20 protein-coding genes and 1 riboswitch are annotated in these 24,935 nt (G+C 66.9%); of the genes, 8 read left to right on the top strand and 12 right to left on the bottom strand.

The window, feature by feature from the left end:
- From ftsW to OHQ90_RS16230, 11 genes are all read right to left on the bottom strand, one after another.
- Positions 1–1,515 carry a putative lipid II flippase FtsW gene (gene ftsW / locus OHQ90_RS16280; protein WP_328411408.1) on the bottom strand — a complete coding sequence of 505 codons (1,515 nt, stop codon included), beginning with the start codon at positions 1,513–1,515 and terminating at the stop codon, positions 1–3.
- 177 nt (positions 1,516–1,692) lie between these two features.
- A complete protein-coding gene (murD, locus tag OHQ90_RS16275) occupies positions 1,693–3,138 on the bottom strand; it encodes a UDP-N-acetylmuramoyl-L-alanine--D-glutamate ligase (RefSeq protein ID WP_328411406.1) in 1,446 nt (481 codons plus the stop codon).
- A 49-nt stretch (positions 3,139–3,187) separates the two neighbouring features.
- Complete coding sequence (mraY, locus tag OHQ90_RS16270) at positions 3,188–4,264, bottom strand: phospho-N-acetylmuramoyl-pentapeptide-transferase (RefSeq protein WP_328411404.1); 1,077 nt, start codon at positions 4,262–4,264, stop codon at positions 3,188–3,190.
- Positions 4,261–5,949, bottom strand: coding sequence for a UDP-N-acetylmuramoyl-tripeptide--D-alanyl-D-alanine ligase (locus tag OHQ90_RS16265; protein ID WP_328411402.1), 1,689 nt, complete (start codon positions 5,947–5,949; stop codon positions 4,261–4,263). The genes mraY and OHQ90_RS16265 overlap by 4 nt, the downstream gene beginning before the upstream one ends.
- Before the next feature lie 207 nt (positions 5,950–6,156).
- Positions 6,157–7,767, bottom strand: a complete 1,611-nt coding sequence (locus OHQ90_RS16260; protein ID WP_442941412.1) for a UDP-N-acetylmuramoyl-L-alanyl-D-glutamate--2,6-diaminopimelate ligase — start codon at positions 7,765–7,767, stop codon at positions 6,157–6,159.
- Between the two features lie 1,475 nt (positions 7,768–9,242).
- Positions 9,243–11,048, bottom strand: a complete 1,806-nt coding sequence (locus OHQ90_RS16255) for a peptidoglycan D,D-transpeptidase FtsI family protein (RefSeq protein ID WP_328411398.1) — start codon at positions 11,046–11,048, stop codon at positions 9,243–9,245.
- 80 nt (positions 11,049–11,128) lie between these two features.
- A complete protein-coding gene (locus tag OHQ90_RS16250) occupies positions 11,129–12,016 on the bottom strand; it encodes a hypothetical protein (protein WP_328411396.1) in 888 nt (295 codons plus the stop codon).
- The gene (gene rsmH, locus OHQ90_RS16245) at positions 12,013–12,990 is read right to left on the bottom strand and encodes a 16S rRNA (cytosine(1402)-N(4))-methyltransferase RsmH (protein ID WP_328411394.1); all 978 of its coding nucleotides are present in this window, start codon (positions 12,988–12,990) and stop codon (positions 12,013–12,015) included. Before rsmH ends, OHQ90_RS16250 begins: the two co-directional genes overlap by 4 nt.
- A 213-nt stretch (positions 12,991–13,203) precedes the next feature.
- Positions 13,204–13,635 carry a division/cell wall cluster transcriptional repressor MraZ gene (gene mraZ, locus OHQ90_RS16240; protein WP_328411392.1) on the bottom strand — a complete coding sequence of 144 codons (432 nt, stop codon included), beginning with the start codon at positions 13,633–13,635 and terminating at the stop codon, positions 13,204–13,206.
- A 437-nt stretch (positions 13,636–14,072) separates the two neighbouring features.
- A complete protein-coding gene (locus tag OHQ90_RS16235) occupies positions 14,073–14,495 on the bottom strand; it encodes a DUF3040 domain-containing protein (protein ID WP_328411390.1) in 423 nt (140 codons plus the stop codon).
- Positions 14,496–14,687: 192 nt separating this feature from the next.
- Positions 14,688–15,128, bottom strand: coding sequence for an SAV_6107 family HEPN domain-containing protein (locus OHQ90_RS16230; protein ID WP_328411388.1), 441 nt, complete (start codon positions 15,126–15,128; stop codon positions 14,688–14,690).
- 159 nt (positions 15,129–15,287) lie between these two features.
- On the opposite strand from OHQ90_RS16230, the gene OHQ90_RS16225 reads away from it, so the two are divergent.
- The 5 genes from OHQ90_RS16225 to OHQ90_RS16205 all read left to right on the top strand — a co-directional run bounded on the left by OHQ90_RS16225 (position 15,288) and on the right by OHQ90_RS16205 (position 20,435).
- Positions 15,288–15,899, top strand: coding sequence for a GNAT family N-acetyltransferase (locus tag OHQ90_RS16225; RefSeq protein ID WP_328411386.1), 612 nt, complete (start codon positions 15,288–15,290; stop codon positions 15,897–15,899).
- A 40-nt stretch (positions 15,900–15,939) separates the two neighbouring features.
- A complete protein-coding gene (locus OHQ90_RS16220; protein WP_328411384.1) occupies positions 15,940–17,508 on the top strand; it encodes a phytoene desaturase family protein in 1,569 nt (522 codons plus the stop codon).
- A 170-nt stretch (positions 17,509–17,678) separates the two neighbouring features.
- Entirely contained in the window at positions 17,679–18,452 is a 774-nt protein-coding gene (locus tag OHQ90_RS16215) for a carotenoid biosynthesis protein (protein ID WP_328412881.1), read from the top strand.
- A gap of 26 nt (positions 18,453–18,478) precedes the next feature.
- Positions 18,479–19,246: an LppM family (lipo)protein gene (locus tag OHQ90_RS16210; protein WP_442941410.1), complete on the top strand. Its 768-nt coding sequence runs from the start codon at positions 18,479–18,481 to the stop codon at positions 19,244–19,246.
- A gap of 4 nt (positions 19,247–19,250) precedes the next feature.
- On the top strand, positions 19,251–20,435 hold the full coding sequence (locus OHQ90_RS16205) for a glycosyltransferase (RefSeq protein ID WP_442941409.1): 1,185 nt from the start codon (positions 19,251–19,253) through the stop codon (positions 20,433–20,435).
- A gap of 208 nt (positions 20,436–20,643) precedes the next feature.
- Here the strand turns inward: OHQ90_RS16205 and OHQ90_RS16200 are convergent, their stop codons facing one another.
- Entirely contained in the window at positions 20,644–21,381 is a 738-nt protein-coding gene (locus OHQ90_RS16200) for a hypothetical protein (RefSeq protein WP_328411382.1), read from the bottom strand.
- Positions 21,382–21,664: 283 nt separating this feature from the next.
- Positions 21,665–21,758, top strand: a riboswitch (SAM riboswitch).
- A gap of 438 nt (positions 21,759–22,196) precedes the next feature.
- Between OHQ90_RS16200 and OHQ90_RS16195 the strand changes: the two genes are divergently transcribed.
- The 3 genes from OHQ90_RS16195 to OHQ90_RS16185 are packed head-to-tail and all read left to right on the top strand — an operon-like array spanning position 22,197 to position 24,929.
- The gene (locus OHQ90_RS16195; RefSeq protein WP_328412876.1) at positions 22,197–23,132 is read left to right on the top strand and encodes an amino acid ABC transporter permease; all 936 of its coding nucleotides are present in this window, start codon (positions 22,197–22,199) and stop codon (positions 23,130–23,132) included.
- A complete protein-coding gene (locus OHQ90_RS16190) occupies positions 23,129–23,932 on the top strand; it encodes an amino acid ABC transporter ATP-binding protein (RefSeq protein ID WP_328411380.1) in 804 nt (267 codons plus the stop codon). Before OHQ90_RS16195 ends, OHQ90_RS16190 begins: the two co-directional genes overlap by 4 nt.
- A 7-nt stretch (positions 23,933–23,939) precedes the next feature.
- Positions 23,940–24,929 (top strand): ABC transporter substrate-binding protein, encoded by a 990-nt coding sequence (locus OHQ90_RS16185; RefSeq protein ID WP_328411378.1) that lies wholly within the window; start codon positions 23,940–23,942, stop codon positions 24,927–24,929.
- Positions 24,930–24,935: the final 6 nt, after the last annotated feature.

Genomic DNA, 24,935 nt, shown 5'->3' with positions numbered 1-24,935 from the left:
TCACCTGGATCTTCCCCGATCTCTCGCATGATTCACCGGATAATTCGGCTCCCAAGCCCTGGTCGCCCGCAGCGAACTCGTGCCCCGGCGCTCCGGGGCACGACGTCTGCCGGAATCGGAGCCGGGCTGCGGACGCCGCGCGGGCGGCGGCGCCTGTCGTGCCCGATCGGCACGGGCCTTCTCTGCGGACCTGGCCGCCCTGGCCGCGGCCGAGCGCGCCCTGGCCGCGTCCGCCCGTGCGGGGGAATACACCTCCGGCTTCGGCAGCCGCAGCAACCTGCTGAACCGGCCGTCCTGCCCGGCATGCAGCGCGGCGACCGCCTCCGGTTCGTGCCGGGCGGCGTTGGCAATGAGGCCGAACATCAAAAGAGTGATCGCCAGCGATGAGCCGCCGGCCGAAACGAGTGGCAGCTGTAGTCCGGTAACCGGAAGCAACCCGACCACATAACCGATGTTGATCAGGGCCTGGCCCGCGATCCATGTCGTTGCGGACGCAGTCAGCAGCCGCAAGAACGGATCCGCGGAGCGGCTGGCGATACGGATGCCGGTATAGACGAAGAGAGCAAGTAAGGCGAGCACCAGACCGCAGCCCAGAAAGCCGAGTTCCTCGCCGATGATCGCGAAGATGAAGTCATTGTGGGCATTCGGAAGGTAACTCCACTTGGCTCGGCTCTGTCCCAGTCCTCGACCCCAGATGCCGCCATCGGCAAGCGAGTACAGCGCCTGCCGTGCTTGGTAGTTATCGCCCTGTGTGTCGGTACCGGGGTTGAAGAAGGACCGAACCCGATTCGATCGATAGCCAGCAGACATCGCGAGAACGCCCGCCGCGATCACACCTGAGATCGCGATGGTCACAAAGAGCCGAACCGGCAATCCTCCGTACCACAACAGCGAGCCGAGGATGAGACCTACCGCGACCGTAGTGCTGAGATTCGGCTGTACCACAATCAACAGGCAGACCAGCAGGCCAGCCGGGACAAGGGGCACCAGAATGTCTTTGAGGCTCGCCTGATCGGACCGTCGGGAAGCAAGTAGATGCGCGCCCCACACGATCAACGTGACCTTCACGATCTCCGACGGCTGTACCGATACCGGACCGAACATCAACCAGCGTCGCGCGCCCTGCACGCTGGTACCGATGCCGGGAACCAGCACCAGCAGCAGCGCGAGCACCGATAGCGCAAATATCGGGAACGACGCTTGTCTCAACAGGCGCAACGGGATTCGCAGCGCGATGTAGAACAGCACGGCGCCGAACACTGCGAACAGCGCCTGCTGATTGAACAATGAATACGCCGAGCCGCCCCCCGCATACTCCACGACCCCAGACGCCGAGAGGACCATCACCAGGCCGAGTGTCGTGAGCAGCGTGGCAATAGTGACAACCAGATGGAATGACGCAAGCGGCCGCGCCAGCCATGAACCGGCGCGCGCGCCCAGCCACCGAGCCGATGACGACGGCCCGCTCACCTTCTGCGAGCTACCTGTCGGCGCAGATTTCCCGGGCTTACTCATGCGGTCACGCCGACTTCTTCGGGCCGGTATCTCCGCGGCGGCAGTCACAGGTATGACCAGCAACCGCACCGATAGCGGTCGATCCTGTCACGACCTGATCAATCCGCGACAGCCACCGGGCCTTTCGCTCGGTCTCGAGCGAAAGGGGCCCCACGTACTGAGCGCGTATCACGGAGATCATCGGAATTCCCCGGCCTCAGCGGTTCCCAGATCACCGTCTTCCAGAGCGTGCACCGCCGCAGCGAAGCTGCGCCCGCGGTGCGTGTAGTCGGCGAACATGTCCAGTGAGGCCGCGGCCGGAGCCAAAAGCACGGTATCGCCTTGACGGGCGAACCCGGCCGCCGCGCGCACGGCCTCGGCCATGACGGCGTCGGCCTTCTCGGTTCTACCCATTCTTGCATCGTCTCCCGCGCGCACCTCGACGACCGGGATCTCGGGCGCGTGTCGCGCCAACGCAGCCGCGATTATCGGCGCGTCGACCCCGAACAGCACCGCGGCGACCAAACGGTCGGCAACCTCTTGGACGAGATCCTCGACCGCCGCGCCCTTCAATTGCCCACCGGCGAGCCAGATCACCTGTGCGTGGGCCAGGATCGACGACCGCGCGGCATGCGGATTGGTGGCCTTGGAATCGTCGATGAACTCGACGCCGTCCAGCTCACGCACGAAGGCCGCGCGATGCGGACCGACCTTGTGCTCGATCAGCCCCTCGCGCACGAACTGCGGGGCGACATCGATGGCCCGGGTCAGCGCCGACGCCGCCAGTGCATCGGCGATCCCTGCGGGTCCCTGCGGGCTGATGTCGCCGACTTCGGCCAGGATCGCTGCCTTGGTGAAGGCACGATCGAGCAACTTGCCGTCGACGACACCGAGCTCACCGTCGGCGGGCACGCCGATCCGGAAACCGATAACCCGACGGGCTTTCGCACGGCGCGCGAGCGAGGCGGCGACCGGATCGTCGAGTCCGACCACACCGATCCGCCCGACCAGCGCGCGTGCCTTCGCGGCGGCGTAGGCGTCGAGGCCGCCGTGCCAATCCAGGTGATCCTCTGCCACATTCAGCACCACGCCTGCCTCCGGTCGCACCGAAGGCGCCCAGTGCAACTGGAACGAGGACAGTTCGACCGCGAGCACCTGCGGACCGGGGTTGCGCCGCAGCGCATCCAGGATCGGCAGCCCGATATTGCCGCACGCCACACTGGCGATGCCCGCGGCGCGCAGGATCGAATGCACCATCGAGGTGGTAGTGGTCTTGCCGTTGGTTCCGGTCACCACCAGCCACTTGCGGACCGGACCGTAGATCCTGGCCTGATCGACCCACCAGGCGAATTCGACGTCGCCCCACACCGGGGTGCCCTCGGTCACGGCCGCGGCGAGCACCGGCGAGTCCGGCCGCCAGCCCGGGCTGGTGATGACCAGCGCGAAGCGGCTCCAGTCCGCGGACTCCAGTTCGGTGCACGTCGCGATGTCGAGGCCTAGACCGGCCGCCTCGGCGAGCGCGGACGCACCACCGTCGGTGACCACCGGCCGGGCGCCGATATCGCGTAGCGGCTCGATCAGCGAGCGTCCGGAGACGCCCCAGCCTGCCACGAGAACATCACGGCCACGCAGAAATTCGAGCATGGGCCCCGGCGTTCGCAGGGCCCTCGGAGAATGTTCGACCATCGCTAGTTCACCCGACCGCGGAGAGATATTCGCTATAGAACAACCCGAGTCCGACCGCGGAAGCGATCGCCGCCAGCAACCAGAATCGGATGATCACCGTAGTTTCAGCCCATTTGCTCAGCTCGAAGTGATGATGGAACGGCGCCATCTTGAACAGCCGGTTGCGCGTAGTGCGGTACACCGCCACCTGCAGCACCACCGAGGCCGCCTCCGCCACGAACAACGCGCCGATGACGACCATCAGCAGCTCGGTCCTGGTGGTGATGGACAAGCCCGCCAGCATGCCGCCCAGCGCGAGTGAGCCGGTGTCACCCATGAAGATCTTGGCGGGCGCGGCGTTCCACCAGAGGAACCCGACGCACGCGGCAGCACCCGCGGCACAGACCAGGGCCAGGTCCAGCGGGTCGCGCACGTTGTAGCAACCGGCTTCCGGTTTGATCGCGCAGGCGTGGTAGTACTGCCAGAACGAGATGACCACGTAGCCGCCGAGTACCAGACTCATCGAGCCTGCGGCGAGACCGTCGAGACCGTCGGTGAGGTTCACCGCGTTGGACCAGGCGACCACGATGATGCAGACGAACGCCAGGAAAATGATCGCGCCCATCGACACCGTGGTGATGTCACGGACGTAGGACAGGTGCCTGCTCGCCGGGGTGAGCCCGTTCGCGCCGCGGAACTGTAGGGCGAGGACACCGAAGATCACCGCGGCGGCCAGCTGGCCGAGGTACTTGCCTGCGGCGGTCAGCCCGAGATTGCGCTGCTTGCGCAGCTTGATGAAGTCGTCGAGGAAGCCGACGAGGCCGAGTGCGGTGGTCAGTCCGAGCACCAGCAGTCCCGACGCGGACGGGCCCTCGGCGTCGTAGCCTATGCCGATCAGATGCGAGCCGAGGTAGCCGGCCCACAGGCCGATCAGGATGGCGACACCGCCCATGGTCGGGGTGCCGCGCTTGGCCTGGTGGCTGGCCGGGCCGTCGACCCGGATCTCCTGGCCGAACCCCTGCTTGGCGAAGGTCCGAATAAGTAGCGGCGTCAGCAGGATCGACACCGCTAGCGCGATGCCCGCCGCGAATAGAATCTGCCTCATCCTGCTGCCTCCGTGTCAGATCCCGCCCTGGTCCCACCCACGTGACCCCGCGCACGCTCCGTACCGGTCAGATGTTCGGCAACCTCCCACAGGCCAACCGACTTCGATGCCTTGACCAGCACCACATCGCCCGCCTCGACTTCCTCGTCGAGCAGCGCGATTGCCGAGCCGATATCGGGAACGATGATCGACTCCTCGCCCCATGAGCCTTCCATCACCGCTCCCTGGTGCATCGCCCGGGACGGCCTTCCGGTCCCGACCACGATCAGCCGGTCGACATCGAGGCGTACCGCCAAGCGTCCGATCCGGTCGTGCTCGATCACCGACTCCTCGCCGAGTTCGCCCATTTCGCCGAGCACTGCCCAACTGCGCCGCGCGGTATCACCCGCGCGCGACATGGTGACAAGCGCCTTGAGTGCGGCCCGCACCGAATCAGGATTGGCGTTGTAGGAATCGTTGACCACGGTGACGCCGTCGGTGGTGGTCCGCACATCCATTCGACGGGCCGATGCAGCATGAGCGCCGGAGAGCGCTCGAGTGATGGTATCGAGATCGGCGCCGCATTCCAGGGCTACCGCGACGGCGGAAAGGGCATTGCCGACCTGATGTTCGCCGTGCACGGCCAGTTGTATCGGGATGCTGCCAGACGGCGTGTGCAGCGTGAAGGCTGCCCGCGCTTGGTCGTCGAGCCGAATATCGGTGGCTCGGATGTCGGCACGCTCGGACTGCCCGACGGTGACCACGCGTGCAGTCGTGCGGTCGGCCATTGCGGCGACCTGCTGATCATCGGCATTGAGCACGGCGAGTCCGGCGATCGGCAACGCCTCCACCAGTTCGCCCTTTGCCTGGGCGATCGCCTCGCGACTGCCGAATTCGCCGAGGTGGGCGGTGCCGACATTGAGTACGACGCCGATCCTCGGTGGCGCAACCTTCGCGAGAGCGGCGATATGGCCAGGGCCGCGGGCGGACAGCTCCAACACCAGGAATCGGGTGTCGGCATCAGCGCGTAGCGCGGTCCACGGATGACCGAGCTCGTTGTTGAACGATCCCGGCGGGGCCACCACCGGGCCGAGCGGAGCGAGCACGGCGGCGAGCAGGTCCTTGGTCGAGGTCTTGCCGGAGGAACCGGTCACCCCGATGACCGTGAGTCCGCCCGCCGCGGTGCTGGATTGGCGGCGCTCGCGGGGCTCTGCGTGGTCACGCTCCGCTACCTCCTCCGAGCCCGTCGCGCCCGCCGCGGTGTTGGATTGGCGGCGCTCGCGGGGCTCTGCGTGGTCACGCTCCGCTACCTCCTCCGAGCCCGTCGCGCCCGCCGCGGAAAGCCGTTCGACGCTGACCCGCGCCAGCGTGGCCAACGCGGCCAGGACCGCAGCGCCCGAGCCGTCCGAATCATGGGCCAGTGCAACCGAAGTCGCCGGCACCGCGCCCGCGGCCGGCGTCACCACGATGGCGGGCGCCCCGACCGGCCGAGCGGCCAGGACCGCAACCGCGCCCGCGGCAACCGCCGCTGCGGCGAAATCGTGCCCGTCGGCGTGCTCGCCGGGCAGGGCAAGGAACAGATCTCCGGAACCGATTCGGCGCGAATCGAATTCGACCGAACCCGTAACCGTCACCTCCGGGTCAGGGACGTCGTGCAGCGTGCCGCCGACGACGTCCGCGATCTCCCGCAGTGTCATCTCGATCATGAAACCGTCAAGTCCTCCGCGTCCGTACCGTGCGGACTTCGCTGTGCCGACTGGAAATGTTGTGTTGCGCCACCGCGGGCGTCTCGTCCTCGTCCAGCTCTGTCAGACCCGAAGTCGTTGTCTGCGTAGGCTGTTCGACTCATACTCGCGCCTTGCTGACGCTCGGCTCCGACGGGTGTCGAGCACGCAGGCACACGATCGGCTCGGTCATCGCTGCGCCTCGCTGACACTCGACTCCCGCACGTGCCCGGCGCGGCCCTCCAACGCCTCCGCAAGCACGTCACGGTCGTCGAAGCGATGCTTGACGCCCTGGATCTCCTGGCCTGGCTCGTGCCCCTTACCCGCGATCAGCACCACATCGCCGACGCGGGCCCAGTCGACGGCCGCGGCGATCGCCTCGGCACGGTCGCCGATCTCACGCACCTCGCCACGGTCGCCGGCCGGAATCGCCAGTGCACCTGCGCTCAGCGCCGCCCGGATCGCCGCCGGGTCCTCCGAGCGTGGATTGTCATCGGTAATAATCAGCAGGTCGGCGCCGCGCGCCCCGGCCGCGCCCATCAATGACCGCTTGCCCGCATCGCGGTCACCACCGGCGCCGACGACAACGGCCAGCCTGCCGGGAGCTTCCGGATTGTCGGCGGCGAGGTGCCCGCGCAGGGTCGCGATCACCGATTCCAGCGCGGCGGGCTTGTGCGCGTAGTCGACGATGGCGAGGAAGTCCTGGCCCCGGTCGACCCGCTGCATCCGGCCCGGCACATCGACGGTAGCCAGCGCGGGCCCAGCGATCGCGGGATCGACATCGGCGGCCGCGCACACTGCAACCGCGAGCAGTCCGTTCGCGACGTTATAGCTCCCCGGAAGACGTAGGCGCACATCCACATTCACACCGGGTCCGGCAGCGCTGAACTCCTGCTCGCCGCCGTGTGCCACCACCGGACCGGTCAGATGCCAGGTGCTGCTCGCCGCCCCGATCCCATCGATCGTGGCCACGGTGATCGGGGCATCGATGTCGGCGGCCAACCGCCTGCCCCACTCACTGTCGACGCAAACGACTGCGGTGCGCGCGGCGACCGGCGAATCCGGTTCGAACAGCCGCCGCTTGGCGGCGAAGTAGTCCTCGAAGTCGGCGTGGAAGTCCAGGTGGTCCTGCGACAGATTGGTGAACGCACCCACCGCGAAGCGCACGCCGTCGACCCGGCCCAGCGCGAGTGCGTGGCTGGAGACCTCCATCACGACCGCGTCCACGCCCTGCTCGACCATCAGCGCGAACATCGCGTGCAGCTGCGGCGCTTCGGGGGTGGTCAGCGCACTCGGCACCCGACGGCCGCCGATCCTGGTCTCGATCGTGCCGATCAGCGCGGTGGACCGGCCCGCGGCGGCGAGCCCGGCCTCCACGAGATAGGACGTCGTGGTTTTGCCGGAGGTGCCGGTAATGCCGATGATACGGAGCCGCTGCGAGGGGTTGCCGTAGATGGCGGCCGACAGTTCGCCGAGTACCGCGCGCGGCTGTTCGCGCACCAGCACCGGCACGCCGACCTCGCCCGCCAGTTCCGCGCCCGCTGCGTCGGTGAAAACCGCGACCGCACCACGCTCGACAGCGTCACGGGCGAATCGCGCTCCGTGCGCTTGCGCACCGGGCAGCGCGGCGAACAGGTCTCCCGGCAGCACGGCATTCGAGCGCTGCTCGATGCCGGTGACCGACACCTCACGCGCAGTCGGCGCACCGCGTAACTCTGCGGCGACCGAGTTAGCCAGAGTCGTCAACAATGACGCCGGTGGGCACTCGGGCCGCAACGCGCGCGGTTGACCAGACTGCACAGAAACCAGGCTCCTCTCGGGGGCGGTGATCGACGTGTCAGGTTACCGGTGACGGCTCCCGGCACGGCCAGGCAGCCCCACCGCAGCATCAAGACACCGCCCTCGAACCCTACGACCCCCGCACCTCATCCGCGGGCTCCGCCACGCTGCCCATGGCACACAACCGGTAACCGGCCGGGCCGGTTTCGCCATGGCTGCCGAGCACTCCGTCACCGTGCAACCAGCGTGGTGTGGCGCACGCCGGGGGCGGCAATGGACGCGGCGCCGCATGAGCGGAATACACCTGTGCCCCGTCCACATGCAATGCGGACGGGGCACAGACGATCAGACCGGGGCGATTCCTTCATTCCGACTACGCCACACCACCTCGGCTACGTGGGTCAGTGTGCAGGTTCGACCCAGGTACAAGGATCCGACGGATTCTGCGGAGGATTATTCAACGCAGCACACTTCGACGGATCCGTCTGATGGCACGTCTGCATATGGCCATCCGAGTTGCAGAATATGTCGGCAGAAGCGGTCCCTGCGCCGATTCCGAAACCTACAAACTTCCCCCGACCAGTACGATACCGAACGCAAGATGAGTACAGGCGCGTTGAATACCGGCTGCACTTATTCGTTCCAGCATAGTTATCCAACTTTCTTTTACTGATAATAGATACATTTCAACAAAGATAATGCGACAAACGCGTAAATATAATCTACAGCCTGCCGAACATCTTCCGAGGTAAAACTCCCGGGCACAGCCCGGCCGAGTGATCAGGCAGCAGGAACGACGAGGATCCGCGCTGATACGGGGTGGATTCCCCCGGGGATAGAACAGCCCGTCATCCGCAAGGCTCGGACACTCCACAGTAAACCGTGACTCGCAAAGCTCTTTTGGTTACGCACCACCCGCCGGCAGGCGCACTCCTACCCCACGATAATCCAGAGGGTACGCATTTGCAGCACCCGATCCGCCCAATCCAATCGCCGATACAGCGGCGATCGATATGGCAGGAACAATTCTCGTCAAGATGAACCCTCCCTGACTCACTCCCCATGTCCACAACCTACTGGGGGCACCTCGACAGTACTGGGGTTCCGATCGGAAGTAAATACCGCGGCCTCTGTGCTCGATATGTTTGCAGCGAACACACAGGAGACGAACAGCAGGAAACAGAGCACCTGCGTCCACGCGATTGCGCGACCCCTTCATCAATTATCGAGGATTCGAAGGCAACCTTTCACAGGCCACCGCATATCACGAGCGATGCCTCATCGAATTAATAGATTTGACGCCTGTCAGCTCATCCGACCGGTTCGGAGGTCGGCATCGCGACAGGAATCTCGTCGATACCGATACCTGTCCCGCCGCGAACCTTCCGATACAACTCCGGGCAAGACACCACCACTATTGCGCTGTATCGCGGACATCCGTAGGGAGCTGTCGGCCACGCTCTCCGTCGTTCTTCCAGACGTAGTCGACAGCCGGGTCACCCGGCCTGCAGCACGAATCGCTTCGGCGGCTCCGACGGCGGAATGCGGTCGCGCTGGAGTGCCCAGGAGGCGATGTTGTGGAACAGGGGGGCAACAGAACCCCCGCCACTGCCATCCGAGCTACGCATGGGCGCGTCGAGCATGAGGCCGACTACGTAGCGGGGGTTGTCGGCCGGCGCGATGCCCGCGAAAGTGATCCAGTATCTGGAAGTGGAGTAGCACTTGCAGCTGGGGTCGATCGCCTGTGCGGTGCCCGTCTTACCGGCGATCTGGTAGCCCTCGATGGCTGCGGGCGCGCCCGTCCCGGTCTGATTTCCATCCACACGGTCGCGCTGAACAACGGACTGGAACATGGTCCGCAGGGTAGCGGCGGTTTGCGGACTCACGACGCGGACGCCGTCCGGCTGCGGTTCCTCGGTGCGAGTGCCGTCCGGCGCGATCTCGGCCTTCACGATGCGCGGCGGGATGCGGACACCGTCGTTGGCAATGGCCTGATACATGCCGGTCATCTGCAGCGTCGTCATCGAAAGGCCCTGTCCGATGGGCAGGTTGGCGAAGGTGGAACCGGACCACTGGTCACGGGCAGGCACGACGCCGGAGCTCTCGCCGGGCAACCCGACACCGGTGCGCTGCCCGAGCCCGAAACGTTTCAACATGTCGGCGTACCGTTCCTCGCCGATCCGCTGCGCCAGCATCAGCGTGCCCACGTTCGAGGATCGCCCGAAGATTCCAGTGGTGGTGTACGGCGCAACGCCGTGCACCCAAGCGTCATTGACAATGACTCCACCCATGGAGATCGAGCCCGGAACCTGATGCACCTCATCGGGATTCGTCAGCCCGTATTCGATCGCCGCGGCCGCGGTAACGATCTTGTTGACCGATCCCGGCTCGTACACATCGGACACCGATGCGTTCTTCGTGGTGGCCGAGTTCCAGTTCTGTGGGCCGAGTTCCGGATTAAAGGTGCTGTCGTTGGCCATGGCCATGACCTGGCCGCTCTTGGCGTCCAGCACCACCGCGGACGCGCCCTGGGCGCCGGATATTTCACGGGCCTGCTGAACCTGCTGCTGCACGTAGTACTGCAGATCCGAATCCAGGGTCAGTTCGACACCGTTGCCGTTGACCACGGGCTGCTTATCCCGCCAGCTACCAGGAATGACAGCGCCGTCGGAGCCGCGGTCGTAGGTTTGCGAGCCGTCGGTACCGGCCAGCACCGAGTCCATCGACGACTCGAGGCCGATGAGGCCATGCCCGTCCCAGCCGGTGGAGCCGATCACATTGGCGGCCAGCGAACCACCTGGATACTTCCGCAGTGGCTGCGCTTCGGCACCCACCTCCCGGTACTGCAACCTGATCTCGGAGGCGATCCGCGCATCGACGTCGCGAGCCAGGTACACGAATTCCTCGTCGCTCTTCAACTTGTTCAGCAATGCCGTCTCCGACGGCGCCTGCTTGCCGAGCTTTTCGTGAATGGTCTTGGCGATGGCTTTGAGCCGTTCCTCCGGATCAGGAGCCTTATCGCTCTTCGAGCGTGCGGCCTCGAGGTCTTTACGAACCTGAACCGGTTGGAAAGTCAGCGCTTTGGCAGGGGTGGTGAAGGCGAGTAACTTGCCGTTGCGATCGGTGATCGGGCCTCGGGTGGCGTAATCGGGCTCGTGGGTGATGCGCTGACTGGCTGCCTGCGCGGACAGGGCGGGCGCGGAAATGCTCTGCACCCAGAGCAATTGGATAGCGACGACCGTCAGCGCAACCAGCATCACGATCCGGCCGACGCCGAGGCGTAGCCGCAATGGCCGCTCCATGGTCGCCACGGTGGCGGTCCGCGGTCTCGGAGCACGTGATGGTTCAGGCCCGCGGCGCTGCGGCGCGGGCCTGGTCTGTGTCAACGGGGGCCTCCGTCGGAGGCGGGCTGATCCTGCGGCGCCGTGGCCTGGGGCTGGACTCCGGCGGCCTGCGGTGTTTCCGGCTGTGGCTGCGGCGATTCGAGCTGTGGCTGCGGCGACTCCGGCTGCGGCACATCGACAGGCGCCGCGGACGCGGGCGGCGTGGCCTGCTGTGCCGTCGGCGGCGCCGCGACGGGCATCTGGCTCGCGGCGGCGGGGCTCGTCGGTGTCGGGCTCGAACTGGAGGTATGCGCCTGGGCGCCATTGGCCTGCTCGGTATTCGGCTGCCCTGGCACGGTCGGCTGCCGGGGGGTCGAAACCGGCACCACTCGTTCGCCCTGTGCCAGCACATGTCCCGGCTGCGAGGCGAGCGGCGCCGATGGCGCGGTATTCAACGGCGGCACCGGGGGCCCCTGCGCCGGAGTCGGTTTGCCGATCACCGTCACCGTACCGTCCGGGGCAACGACGATGCGGGCCGGATCCTTGGCGGGGATCATGCCGAACTCACGGGCTCGTGCCGCCAGTGCGGGCGCCGAGTCGGCGGCCTCCACCTCACGCTGCAGCGCGGCGCGCTCTTCCGAGAGCTTCCTGTTGATCTGCCTGGCGTCGCCGAGCTGATAGCTGTCCTCCGCCGCCCTCGTGGTCAGCAGCAGCGTACCGGCGAGACCACAGCCCAGCAGCGCAATGATGGCCGCCACGAACGGGATTCGGGTCGCCATGGCAGACACCCGCCGAGTCGGCAGGTCGGGCGTGTCGGTGAGCTGTTCGGCGCGCAGTCGGCGGCGGGCATAAGCACGTTGCGCCGCACCGGATTTGACCCGCTCGGCGGCCTGAACCCGGCGGGCGACCCGGCCCGGCGCCTCGACGGCACGCGCCCGAACACTCATGAATTCCCCTCCTGGATTCTCTCCGCCGCACGCATCCGTACCGGCGCCGCGCGCGGGTTCTCCTCGATCTCCTGCTCGGTCGCCTTCTCGGCACCACGGGTCAACAGCTTGAATTCCGGTCCCATACCGGGCAATTCGACCGGTAGGTCGACCGGGCTGCGCGATGTCGTGCGCGGCGCGAGCTCCTGCTTGACGACCTTGTCCTCGAGCGACTGATAGGACATCACCACGATCCGTCCGCCGACCCGCAGCGAATCCAGTGCCGCGGGCAGCGCGGCCCGCAGCGAATCGAGCTCGTGGTTGACCTCCACCCGCAACGCCTGGAAGGTCCGTTTGGCGGGATGCCCGCCGGTCCGCCTCGTCGCGGCCGGGATCGAGGCGTAGAGCACCTCGACGAGTTCGGCGCTCGTAGTGAACGGCTTCTGCTGTCGCCGCCGCACCACCTCCGACGCTATCCGGCCCGCGAAGCGTTCCTCCCCATAGGTTTTCAGCACCCGAGCCAGGTCACCGTGGCTGTAGGTGTTGAGCACGTCGGCCGCGGTGATACCAGTGGTCGGATCCATCCGCATGTCCAACGGCGCGTCGACGGAATAGGCGAAGCCGCGATCGGCCTCGTCCAGCTGCATCGAGGAAACGCCGAGGTCCATCAGGATCGCGCTCACCGAGCCGGTGCTCGCAAACCCGGCCTCTTGCAGCGCGTCGGCGATACCGTCATATCGCGTGTGCACCAAGGTGATTCGGTCCTCGAACGGACGTAGTCGCTCAGCGGCCAGCGCCAGCGCCGAGGTGTCACGATCGAGCCCGACCAGCCGGATCTGCGGATAGGTGCGCAGGAAGTGCTCGGCATGTCCGCCGAGTCCGAGAGTGGCGTCTACATAGACGGCGCCCGGCTCACCCAGCGCCGGTCCGAGCAGTTCATCAGCTCGCCCGAGCAGAACCGGAACATGACGGGGACCGTGCTGTTCACGGTTCACCTCGACCTCCCGGGATTTGCCTCGCGTCGTCCTGCACTACTTGGAGCGCCTGGGCGGATGAAAGTCCGACCATCGTACGGGTCGCCTTGATAGACAGCTGCTTTCGAAAATACGAATGCCGCGTGGTCTCTGTCCGAAACACGGCACCTGGCGTCGGGGAAGTACGTCAGGGTCCACGTCCGGGCAGAGGCCGCGTGGCACTCGTTCGCTCGGTTAGAAGATTCCGCCCAGCGACTCGTCTCTCGCTTCCGCGTAGTCCTCCTCGTGCTCGGCGAGGTAGGAATCCCACGCCTGCTTATCCCATATCTCCAGGAAGTCGACCGATCCGATCACGACGCATTCCTTGTCCAGGTTTGCGTAACGACGATGGTCGGCCGACAACACAATCCGGCCTTGGGCATCCGGCCGTTGCTCATCGGTTCCGGCTGCCAGCGCGCGGACGAATGCGCGAGCCTGCGGGTTGCTCCGAGACGCCGCCGCAGCTCGACGAGCGAGCGCGGTGAACTCTTCCTTGGGATACACGGCAAGGCTGTGGTCCTGACCCTTCGTGACCATCAACCCTCCCGCCAGATCGTCTCGAAACTTTGCAGGCAACGTGAGTCGCCCCTTGTCGTCCAGCCGAGGTGTGTACGTACCGAGAAACAACTCGATACCTCCCGGATCAACCCCACCTGCGCGGGGAGCACGATCACCTCGGATGTATGACTTTCCTGTAGTGCGCGCTCCACATTACCCCACTTTCCCCCACTTTCAATCGAAACGCGGGGTGATCTGGCTCCCCGCGTCGGCGATTGCGCAGGTCATCCCAGCTATCACCGCGGTGGAGAACTTTTCGGGTGCTCGCCGACACGCACCGCCCAGCTGGGTGGGCGCCCGACAACAACCAGCAAACGCCCTGGTGTCACCCTATTCACCGGATGATCGGTGCGTGGTGGGGGATCTTCGTGGGGCGATGTGGGGGATCGGACGAAACCCGACCGGAGATCATCTGACCGTTCGGCGTTTCGCACACAAGACGGCGACGCCGCACCGAATCGGTGCGGCGTCGCCGTCTGTGCTGTGAGATGTCGGCTAAGCCCGAGCTACTCCTGCTCGAACCGTCGCCGGAATCGATCCTCCATGCGCTCGGAGAAACCACCGGACTTGCGCTGGCGCCCACGTCCGCTCGATCCGCCGCTCGCGCCACCGGATTGGGCTTCGCCCGACCGGTCGCCCTTGGCAATGCTCTTCGAACTGCCGAGCAGTAGCAGCACGCCTGCGGCGAACATGACAATGAATCCGATCAGGCTGATGATCGGAAAGTCGCCCAGCTTCACAGGAGCGGCAATGCCGGCGACGAGTAGAAACAGACCAAGGACGAACAAAGCTGCGGCCTGGAGTCTGCGACGACTCGAGGTCGAGCGAAGGCGTCCGCCGCGGACGGACGAGGCGAACTTCGGATCCTCAGCATAGAGAGCGCTCTCGATCTGTTCGAGCATGCGCTGCTCGTGCTCGGAGAGTGGCACGGTACCTCCCCCGGCACTAGGACTTGGCTGTCGCCTCCGGGTAGGCGACAGACAGCCGACCTTGGCGGCTATCTGTCACCAATGATACGAGTTCGATCAATGCCGTACCACCTAATGGGCCCAGCCAGCCGAGTCTGTCGCCAAATTGCGGCGGGCGCAGGGCAGACGCGACAGTCGGCGGCGCGCCGACGACTATGCGGTCATGCCGTTGTTCCAGCCCGGAATCGGACGCAAACGAGCCCCCGCGTCGATGAGATCTTCCACATCGTGCAGGAATGCGCCTACCCGCGAATAGAACTCGTCGGCCTGCCGATCGTCGACATCACGATCGAGTCCCGCCTCCAGCGCGGCGCGCGTCTCCGAGCGGGCACTGAAGTAGTCCGCCCACATGACGAATTCGGGGGCCGCGCGTTGCAGGAGCACCCAGGCGCTGCGTGACCGCGTCCGCGGCGCGGCGTCAGCACCCGTGAACGCGAGCACCGCGCCCGCGCCGCGCAATGCCGCGAGGTACGCGGTCCGGAATCGTTCTCGCGGATCCTCCTCGCCCGCCGCCTGCATCAGCAGGCCGTCGGCCTTCTTCAGCAGTTTTCCCGCCCGACCGGGTTGTCCCGCATGTTCGATCCGACCAGACATCAGCCGTCCCTCCACAATCGCGCACCTGGCCCATCGTGTGCACGGGAGCCGACTTCCCAGCACCGCGCGGATCGAACAGGTATTCGAACGTTTGAATTGAGATTGAATATAGAGACACCCACCGACAAACTTCCGCGCCAGCGCGGCCCGACGAGAGCCATGACTGCCGTCAAGCCCAACCACACCCCCGCACCCGTCGTCGTCGACCTCTCGGTCGCGGCCCTGCGCTCCCGGCTCCACGATGCGCTGGCCGTGTATGTCGCGGCGATGGATTACCCGCGCGGCACCGAGCAGCACCGCGCGCCGATGTGGACCGAGCACACCACCCGTCCCGGCTGGCAGGCGGTCGCCGCCGTCGTACCCGACGATTCCGGGCACATCGACCTACGATCGTCGCCGATCGTCGCGATCGCCTACGGCTACCGCGGCGCCGCACATCAGTGGTGGCACCAGCAGGTGCACAGCGGCATGCGACGCTCGGGCTGGCCGGAACACTCTGCGCGCGAACTACTCTCGGACTATTTCGAGCTCACCGAGCTACACGTGCACCCGACCGCGCAGGGCCGCGGCATCGGCGCGACCCTCCTCGCCCGGCTACTGCAGGACCGGCCCGAACGGGCGGTGCTGCTGTCCACCCCGGAGGTGGAGAAGGAGAGCAACCGGGCGTGGCGGCTGTACCGCAGACAGGGTTTCACCGATGTGGTCAGGAACTTCGTCTTCGCGGGCGACACCAGACCCTTTGCCATCCTCGGACGACGGCTGCCGCTGTGAGAATGCGCGGCGAGCGGCGGAGTGCGCCAGTGAGGGTCACGTGACGGTTGTGGTGGTCGGGTCGGGCCACAACGCGCTCGTCGCGGCCTGCTACCTGGCGCGCGCCGGACACCGGGTCGAGGTGCTCGAGCGCGACGAGGTGCTCGGCGGCGCGGTATCGACCGTCGAGCGCTTTCCTGGCCATCTGGTCGATCGCGGGTCCTCCGCGCACATCATGGTGCGCCACACCGGGATCATCGAGGAACTCGAGCTGGCCCGGTTCGGGCTGCGGTACATCGATTGCGACCCGTGGGGGTTCACACCGGCAGGTCCGGGCGGCGGCGCACCGATTGTGTTCCATCGCGATCTCGATCGAACCTGTGCCTCGATCGCGACGGCCTGCGGTGCGCGCGACGCTGCCGCCTACCGACGTTTCGTGGAGGTCTGGGGGCCGCGCAGCGCACGGGTGATGCGCGCGTTCGGCGGCTCCCCCACGCCGGGCCGGTTACTGCGCTCGTTCTGGGGGCTCGACGCACGTGCCGGCGGCAGTGCGTTGTCGCGGGAGTTTCTACAGACCGGGGATGCCCTGCTGGACAGTTACTTCGACGACGAGCGGCTCAAAGCGTCGCTGGCCTGGTTCGGCGCGCAGTCGGGTCCGCCCATGTCGGAGCCGGGCACCGCGCCCATGGTCGGCTTCGCCGCGCTCATGCACACCGTGCCGCCCGGCCGCGCCGTCGGTGGCAGTGGTGCGCTGTCCGCCGCGCTCGTCGCGCGCTTGCGTGCCGACGGCGGCGACGTGTCTGCGGGCGATGCGGTCACCGCGCTGGAACGCGCGGGCGCCGGCTGGCGCGTGCGCACCGCATCCGGTCGAAACCTGCATGCGGACATCGTGATCGCGGGCGCCCATGTGCTGACCACCCTGGACCTGCTGCGCGAAGGCGGATACGACCCCGCCGTGCTCGACGACTGGCAGCGCCGCATCCGGGTCGGGCCCGGCATCGGGATGGTGGTGCGGCTGGCGACTCGATCGCTGCCGAAATATCCCGGCAGCTCGACCGAAGAGTCCGCGCACGGCCTGCAATTGCTGGTGTCCGATCGGCGACAGCTGCGGCGGGCGCACGGCGCCGCGCTGGCGGGCGACCTGCCACCGCGCCCTGTCGTGCTCGCGATGAGCTTCAGCGCACTCGACCCGACCATCGCCGCCCCCGGGGAACACCAGCTTTCACTGTGGGCCCAATGGCACCCTTACCAACTTGCCGACGGCACCGACTGGTCCCAGCACGCCGACCACGAGGCCGACCGCATCATCGCCGAAGTCGATTCTTACGCACCGGGTTTCGCCGACTCGGTGCTGCGACGCCATGTGCAGACTCCGATCGACCTCGAGCGCGAGATGGGCCTGCGCGGCGGCAATGTGATGCACATCGAAATGTCGCTGGATCAAATGATGCTGTGGCGACCACTGCCCGAGCTCTCGGGGCAAAGGGTGCCGGACGCGCCGGGGCTGTATCTGACCGGCGCATCGACCCATCCAGGCGGCGGTGTTTCCGGGGCGAGCGGGCGCAGCGCCGCGCAGCTGGTCCTGCGCGACCAGCGCCGGAATCGATGCCCTCGACTACGTAGACGATGACCGACCCCACTCGGCAGAATGCGCCGCGTCGACCAGTGGCCGATCCAGGCGGCCCGGGCAGAGTGGGGCGTTATGCCGCGACGCTCCTGCGGCAACTCGCGACGACGGGATCCGCTGACGCGACCGCTGTTACACCACGGCCGCGAGACCTGATTCCCGCGCTCTCGGCGATGCTGTTGGTCCTCGCGCAGATCGCCTATCCGCTGACCTCGGGGGTCGGCCGCGATCAGGTGACCGTCGTGGTGGTGTTGCTTTCGGCGGCCACCGCGCTGGTCCATGCCGGGATGACTCGAGGACCGAGATATGCCGCCGGATTTCTGGTCATCGTGTCGGGGTCGGGGCTGCTTGCCGAGATCATCGGCACCGCAACGGGTTTCCCGTTCGGCTGTTACGACTACGCGGACGGCAGACTCGGTCCTGCCGTGGCCGGGGTGCCGCTGGTGGTGGCGCTGGCGTGGACCGGCGGGCTGTATCCGGTCTGGGTGGTGGCCGGTTTCCTCACGCGCCGGGCGGTCGGCCGGATCGGGTTGACGGCGGTGGGTACGGTGGGGTGGGACCTGTTTCTGGATCCACAGATGGTCGCCGATGGGCAGTGGAGCTGGTGCGATGGCGATTCGGGGCTGCCAGGGCTCGCCGGGATTCCATATACCAATTATCTGGGCTGGTTCGCGGTGGCGCTGCTGATGGCCCTGGCGCTGACCGGTTGGGAACGCACCGCGCGCGACGTGCGGCCGTCGCGGTCGACCATCGCGGTCCCGGTCGTTGTTTTCCTGTGGACCTGGCTCGGGTCCGCGCTCGCACACGCGGTGTTCTTGGGGCTGCCCGCCTCGGCCTGTTACGGCGGGATCGGGCTCGGGATTCTCGGAGTACCGCTGGTAGTGCGGCTGCGTCGGTCCCGAGGGCGACACAACGGGGACGGTTCCGCCCGTCGCGTGGCCATCTGAACCGATGGCCTGGCACGATGTGACCCGTGCAGCCGAGTCCTCTCACCACGCCGCTAGATGCTCAGGTTCTACCCTCGCCGCGCTCGCCTCGCTTAGGGGTCAGGGTCGCGGCGGCAGTTCTGCTGGCGGCATTGCTGGTGCCCGTGCTCGCCGGCTGCCTGCGCGTGCAGGTATCGATGGGCGTGTCGTCCAATGACCGGGTGTCGGGACGGATCGTCGCCGCGGTCGTCCCGGTCGACCCCAACGACAAGGGCCCGCAGCTGAAGTCGCCCGACTCGCTGGCGGCGAAGGTCCGGGTGGAGCCCTACAACCAGGACGGGTATGTAGGCAGCAAGGTGTTCTTCGAGGATCTTTCCTTCGGTGAGGTCTCCCAACTCGGCGGCCTGTCCGAACAGACACAGGGCATGTTCAACCTGCAGTTCCAGCGCACCGGCGACCTGGTCAGTCTCACCGGCAGGGTCGACCTGAAATCCGTTCCGCCGCACGGCTCGGACGTGCAGTTCACGGTGGCGTTCCCGTCGCGCGTCGCCAAGACCAACGGCAACCGCGAAGACGATTCCACCGTGTCGTGGAAACTGCCGCCCGGTGATGTGTCCACGTTGCGCGCCGAGGTCAGCTACGCCGACCCGAACACCCGCTCCTTCGCAGGATGGGCGGGCATCGTCGGCGGCATCACCCTTGCGGTCGCCGCGATCGTCGCCGCGCTGGCCTTCATGAACCGCAACCCCGCGCCGCCCGGCGCGCCCGAGGGCTTCTCGTTCAGCAGCTTGTGGCAGCCGCGGCGGCGCCGCTGAGCCAGTGACCGAGCGCGTGACCCGACGGCCCGCCGACGCGGATCTCTGTCCATCGGCACTGGCGCTGACCCGGTTCGGCACCGGTATTGCGCTGACCGGCAGTGCGATCGCGCTCTACAACCGGTTGACCGTGTCCAGACTGCCCGAGGTCGCCACCCCTGTCGTCGAACCGATCGCCGTCTGCGTTCCTGCGCGTAACGAGGCGGTGCGGCTACCCGCGCTGATCGGCGATCTGCGGGCGCAGGTCGGGGTCCCCCGATTGCGGGTGCTGATCCTCGATGACGCCTCCATCGATGACACCTATGCCGCAGCCATCGACGCGATAGCAGGCGACGAGCGATTCATGGTGTTGCGCAACGAGATCGAGCCCGGTCCGGGGTGGACGGGCAAGGCCGCGGCTTGCGCACGGTTGGCCGAGCTCGTCGACGCACCCACGGTGATCTTTCTCGATGCCGATGTCCGGCTGGCACCGCATGCGATCGCTTCGGCGTCAGCCGAATTCCACCGTCGTGGTGTCGCACTGCTGTCGCCGTGGCCGAGACAGCGAACCGGATCGGTGCCCGAGGCCGTGGTGCAACCGCTGCTGTGCTGGTCGTGGGCGTCCACGCTGCCGATTTCGATCGCCAACCGCAGCAGCAAACCGTCGACAGCGGTCGCCTGCGGGCAGTTCCTCGTCTTCGATACCGCCGCCTACCGCGCCGTCGGCGGCCATGGCGCGGTGGCGGCCAGTCCCACCGAGGACCTGGATATCGCTCGAGTCTTGCGCCGCAATGGCTTCCGCACCGCGCTGGTCGCCGCGGGACGCCAGGCGGAGACCAGAATGTACTGTGGCGCCGCTGAACTGGAAGCGGGCTACACCCGATGGCTGTGGTCGACCTACGGCGGCTCCGCAGCGGCCGGAGCGGCCGTCGGAGCGATTGCTGCGCTGGGCTATTGGATTCCGCCGCTGGCTGCCGTCGTGGGCAGCGGCGCGGTCCGTAAAGCCGGTCTGCTCGGCTACTTCGCCGCCGTGGCAGGACGTTTACTGTCCCGTTCCACCGAGCTCCCTTGGCCTATCGCAGCAGCGGATACCCTTGCAGCCCTTGCTCATCCACTGTCCATCGGCGCATACCTGGGTCTATGGATAGCATCCCGCCGCGCTCATCGGCATGGCACGCTCCGTTGGAAAGACCGCGCGGTCACTGCCTGACCAGCCGCGCCCAGTGGATATTCTCCGAGGCTCCTGCATAGCCGGCCGCTGGAACCCACCGAGCCCAGAGAGTTGGCTGCCTCTCGGCTGCATCACTTCCACCCGGCCCGTCCGCCGCACCGTGTCGCGACCGGACACCTTCTACACAGGGTGCCCGGTGGTGACACGGTGCGGCGGATGGACGGCCGAAAGGGTCGGGCCGGGCTGGCTATTTGACCGTGGTGATGCCGATGGTCGGGAGGAAGAAGCAGGTGTTGCCGTCGTTTTCGACGGTGCCGAAGATCGCGGCGAGCACCGTTCCCGAGCCTGTGTCCACGGGGACGGCGCGGATGCCGCCGGCCGGGAGGGTGGCGAAGAAGAAGTCCTGGATCGCCCGCTCGACGAGAGGGCGGACTTCCGCGGGGACCTGGTCGGGGACCATAGCCCGGAAAATATCGGAGAGTGGGCCCATCGAGGTGAGGCCGCTGCGCCCGTTCTTCAGGTTCACCCAGGCGACACGCATGCCGGACTCGGTCGAGGTGTCGGGGGCGACGCCATAGGGCACGAAAGTGAACATGACCTCGCCCTTTTCGACGGCGGTGAGGTCCAGGCCGGGGATCTTCATGGCGTTCTTGGGCCACGGGCCCGGGATGGCGCCCGCGACGGCGGGGACCAGGCCGAGAGTAGTGGCGTCGGAGCAGAATGCCGCGGCGGTCGGGTACAGGAACGGGTCCATGCCGAGGACGCGCAGCGCCTCGACTGCCGACTGGTACGTGCCGGCCAGATCGTTGGGCGCGACCGTCCGGGCAAGACCGGGCTGCTCGGCGGACGCTGCCGGAGCAGCCGGAGCCGCAGGGGCAGCGGGAGCAGCCGGGGCGCCGAAGGCGGTGGCAGGGGCGGCAAGGGCCAGCGCGGCAGCACTGGCCGCGATGGCGGTAAGCGTGGTCAGACGGCGCACAACGGTCACTGTGGACCCTCCTCAACGTCGGCACGATCGAGGTCAGGGTACTTCAGCAAACTCGTACAGCAGGAATTCTTCGAGATAGCAACTTTCCGGCGCGTCGCACACCCGTGATCTGCGCTTCGGGCCAGAACGTAGGCGCTACTCGCGACGACGGGCTCAATGATCGCGGGCACCGGACGCTCGGACAAGGGCTGCGCTCACGCTGATTCGTAACCTTGTTCTGGAGTGCCCTTACTTCGCATGCTATTTCGGCTAGACCTTCGACGGCCCGCGCTCGCCGCGGGTCGCACCATCCAGAGCGACCGAGAGACCTGGCTCGTCGACGTCGCAGCAACCCCCCGCTCGCCGGGTGCGGGTGCTTCCGCCGGGAACGATGGAGGAACCGAAATGATCACCGAGCAATGCGTCAACCGCTGGGCACGTCGCCATGTCGACCAGTGCCACATCACCGCCGCGAGCTGTCGCGACTGACCGCACCGCCAGACTGAGCACCCGTCACTGGCCGGGTGATGTGACCGCCTGATGAGGGGCCGGTCTCGTTCGTTTCTTCGAAGGACCTCGATATGAGTGCGTCCATCGCATCCGGCGCAGCCGTCTTCGGCCCAGCCGCCGCCGTCGGCGGTGCACCCGGCTCCCCCGACGCGCCCGGCACAACGGCTGCACCCGGCGAGCCCGCCACCCCGGCATCCGGCGAATCCGCCACTTCCGGCACCGTCGAGTCCCGTGGCATCGCCCATCCGCCCAACGCGGGTGCGACGACCTCCGCTGGACGATCCACCGCCGCCATCGGTGTGCCCGCAACCACCGCGACCGAGAACGTGGCGGCCGCACGCAGCACGCCCGCGCTGAAGGTTGCTCCGACGCGGCATCCGTGGCGGTGGGTGATCAGTGCGGTGGCGCTGGTGCTGCTTGCACAGTTCGTCCATGGTTTGGTGACCAATCCCGGCTGGGATTGGTCCACGTTCGCGAAGTACTTCACCGCGAAGTCGGTGCTGTCGGCGCTGCGGGTCACGCTGGAGCTCACGCTGTGGGGCACGGCGCTCGGGTTCCTGATCGGTACCCTGCTCGCGATCGCACGACTGTCGAACAATCCCGTGCTGCGGGTGATCTCGTGGGTCTACATCTGGGCGTTCCGATCGATTCCGTTGATCGTGCAGCTGCTGTTCTGGTTCAACCTCGCCTACCTGTACAACACCCTGTCCCTCGGAATCCCGTTCGGCCCTTCATTCCTGACCTTCGAGGTGAACGGCGTGATCAGCGGGTTCAGCGCGGCAGTGATCGGGTTGGCACTGCACCAGGCGGCGTACTCGGCCGAGATCATCCGCGCCGGTTTCATCTCCGTCGATCCCGGCCAGCTGGAAGCGGCGGCGGCGCTCGGTATTCCGCGGCTGCGCCAGTTCCGCACCATCGTCGTTCCCCAAGCGATGCGCTCCATCCTGCCGAACGCGACCAACGAGGTGATCAGCCTGTTCAAGGGCACCTCGATCGTGTCGGTGATGGCGATCGCCGAACTCTTCTACCAGGTCCAGGTGGTCTACGGCCGCAATGGCCGAGTGGTGCCGCTGTTGATGGTCGCCACGGTCTGGTACATCATCCTGACCACGATCCTGTCGGTGGCGCAGTTCTACATCGAACGTCACTACGCCAGGGGCGCGCAGCGCACACCGCCGCCGACACCGTGGCAGCGGGCCTGGCAGCGGCTGCGCGAGATTGCCGACATCGGTTCGGCCGCACCGCGTGGAGCGACCCGATGAGCGCCGGGGCACTCGACACAGTCGAGCAGCGCACCGGAGCGGCTCCCGCCGTCGAGGTCCGTGGCGTGCGCAAATCGTACGGCGCACACGAGGTGCTTCGCGGCATCGATCTGACCGTCGCCAGAGGCGAAGTGGTCGCCGTGATCGGCCCCTCCGGTTCCGGCAAATCGACACTGCTGCGGGTGATCAACCATCTGGAGCCGCTAGCGGCGGGCACCGTACACATCGACGGCGAGCTGATCGGATATCGGCAGCGCCGCAACACTCTGCACGCACTGTCCGACCGCGAGGTCCGCAAGCAGCGCTCGCACATCGGTTTCGTGTTCCAGCAATTCAATCTCTTCCCGCATCTGACAGTGCTCGACAACGTCACGCTCGCGCCGATTTCCGCGCAGGGCCGCCCCCGTCAGGAGATCGAGCGCGAGGCGAAGGCGCTGCTGGACCGCGTCGGCATCGGCGAGCTCGCCGATGTCTACCCGCGGCGGCTGTCCGGCGGACAGCAGCAACGGGTGGCGATCGCACGGGCGTTGGCGCTGCGACCGCCGGTGATCCTCTTCGACGAACCCACCTCCGCGCTGGACCCCGAGCTGGTCGGCGAGGTTCTCGACGTGATCCGCGGACTTGCCGACGGCGGCACCGCGCTGGTCATCGTCACCCACGAGATCGGTTTCGCCCGCGAGGTAGCCGACACTGTCGTGTTCCTCGATGCGGGCGCGATCGTCGAGCAGGGCGCACCCGCCGCGGTTCTCGACAACCCCGAACATCCGCGCACCCGCGCATTTCTGTCCCGAGTCCGCTGAGCGCACGATGCGCGCTCCCCTGATGAACAGGTATTCGATGAAGTTCTCCGCCCTGGTCGGCGTCGCCGCCACGGTCGCTGTGCTGGTCTCCGGCTGCGGCACCGATCCCGACGAGGATACCGTCGTCGCGCCTGCGGGCACGGTCGCCTTCGACCTCTCCCCCGCCCAATCGGGCCGGGTGCACACAGCCAAGGTCGACGCCATCGCCGCCGAGGTGCCCCGATCCATTCGCGACCGCGGCACCCTGGTGGTGACCGGCGCGTCCGGCACCGCACCTCCACTGCGCTTCTACGCCACCGACGACAAGACCGTGGTGGGTTCCGAGATCGACTTCGCCACCCTGATCGCCGACATCCTCGGACTGAAACTCGAAGCGACGGTGGCAGATTGGACACAGAACTTCGTCCGGGTGGATTCCGGCGAGGTGGACGCGTTCATCAGCAATGTCACCGTCACCGAGGAACGCAAAGAGAAGTACGACTTCGCCACCTACCGCACCGACAACGTCGCACTCGAGATCCCCAAGGACAGCACGCTCGACTACCGGGATCGTAAGAGCCTGGCAGGCAAGCGTATCGGCGTCGGCACCGGCACCAACCAGGAACAGCTGCTGGTGAAGTGGAACGAGCAGAACGCCGCCGACAAACTGCCCGCCATCGACATCGCCTACTTCGACAAGACCAGCGACTACTATCTGGCGCTCGCCTCGCATCGCCTCGACGGCTACATCGGACCCAACCCCACCGCGATCTACCACGCGGCAACCGCGGATCAGACCAAGATCGTGGCCACCTTCTCCGGCGCGGGCGAGGCGCTCCAGGGCGAGATCGGCGTGCTCACCAAGAAGGACAACGGGCTGATCGGCGCGGTGCACAAGGCCATCGACCACGCCATCCGGTCGGGCACCTACCAGCAGGTCATCGACCGGTGGGGGCTGAAGACCGAAACGGTGACCAGCTCGCGGATCAACCCGCCCGGCCTGCCGAAGAAGTCGTGACAGCCC

It is taken from the genome of Nocardia sp. NBC_00403 (genome assembly GCF_036046055.1).
GTDB lineage: Bacteria > Actinomycetota > Actinomycetes > Mycobacteriales > Mycobacteriaceae > Nocardia.
The sequence above is the reverse complement of the archived record's forward strand: the minus strand, read 5'-3'. Positions and strand labels throughout refer to the sequence as shown.

Excerpts from the sequence above, each read along its gene's own strand:
- ftsW (WP_328411408.1), bottom strand. The coding sequence starts at position 1,515 with ATGAGTAAGCCCGGGAAATCTGCGCCGACAGGTAGCTCGCAGAAGGTG.
- murD (WP_328411406.1), bottom strand. The coding sequence starts at position 3,138 with ATGCTCGAATTTCTGCGTGGCCGTGATGTTCTCGTGGCAGGCTGGGGC.
- mraY (WP_328411404.1), bottom strand. The coding sequence starts at position 4,264 with ATGAGGCAGATTCTATTCGCGGCGGGCATCGCGCTAGCGGTGTCGATC.
- OHQ90_RS16265 (WP_328411402.1), bottom strand. The coding sequence starts at position 5,949 with ATGATCGAGATGACACTGCGGGAGATCGCGGACGTCGTCGGCGGCACG.
- OHQ90_RS16255 (WP_328411398.1), bottom strand. The coding sequence starts at position 11,048 with ATGGAGCGGCCATTGCGGCTACGCCTCGGCGTCGGCCGGATCGTGATG.
- OHQ90_RS16250 (WP_328411396.1), bottom strand. The coding sequence starts at position 12,016 with ATGAGTGTTCGGGCGCGTGCCGTCGAGGCGCCGGGCCGGGTCGCCCGC.
- OHQ90_RS16230 (WP_328411388.1), bottom strand. The coding sequence starts at position 15,128 with ATGTCTGGTCGGATCGAACATGCGGGACAACCCGGTCGGGCGGGAAAA.
- OHQ90_RS16225 (WP_328411386.1), top strand. The coding sequence starts at position 15,288 with ATGACTGCCGTCAAGCCCAACCACACCCCCGCACCCGTCGTCGTCGAC.
- OHQ90_RS16215 (WP_328412881.1), top strand. The coding sequence starts at position 17,679 with ATGCTGTTGGTCCTCGCGCAGATCGCCTATCCGCTGACCTCGGGGGTC.
- OHQ90_RS16190 (WP_328411380.1), top strand. The coding sequence starts at position 23,129 with ATGAGCGCCGGGGCACTCGACACAGTCGAGCAGCGCACCGGAGCGGCT.
- OHQ90_RS16185 (WP_328411378.1), top strand. The coding sequence starts at position 23,940 with ATGCGCGCTCCCCTGATGAACAGGTATTCGATGAAGTTCTCCGCCCTG.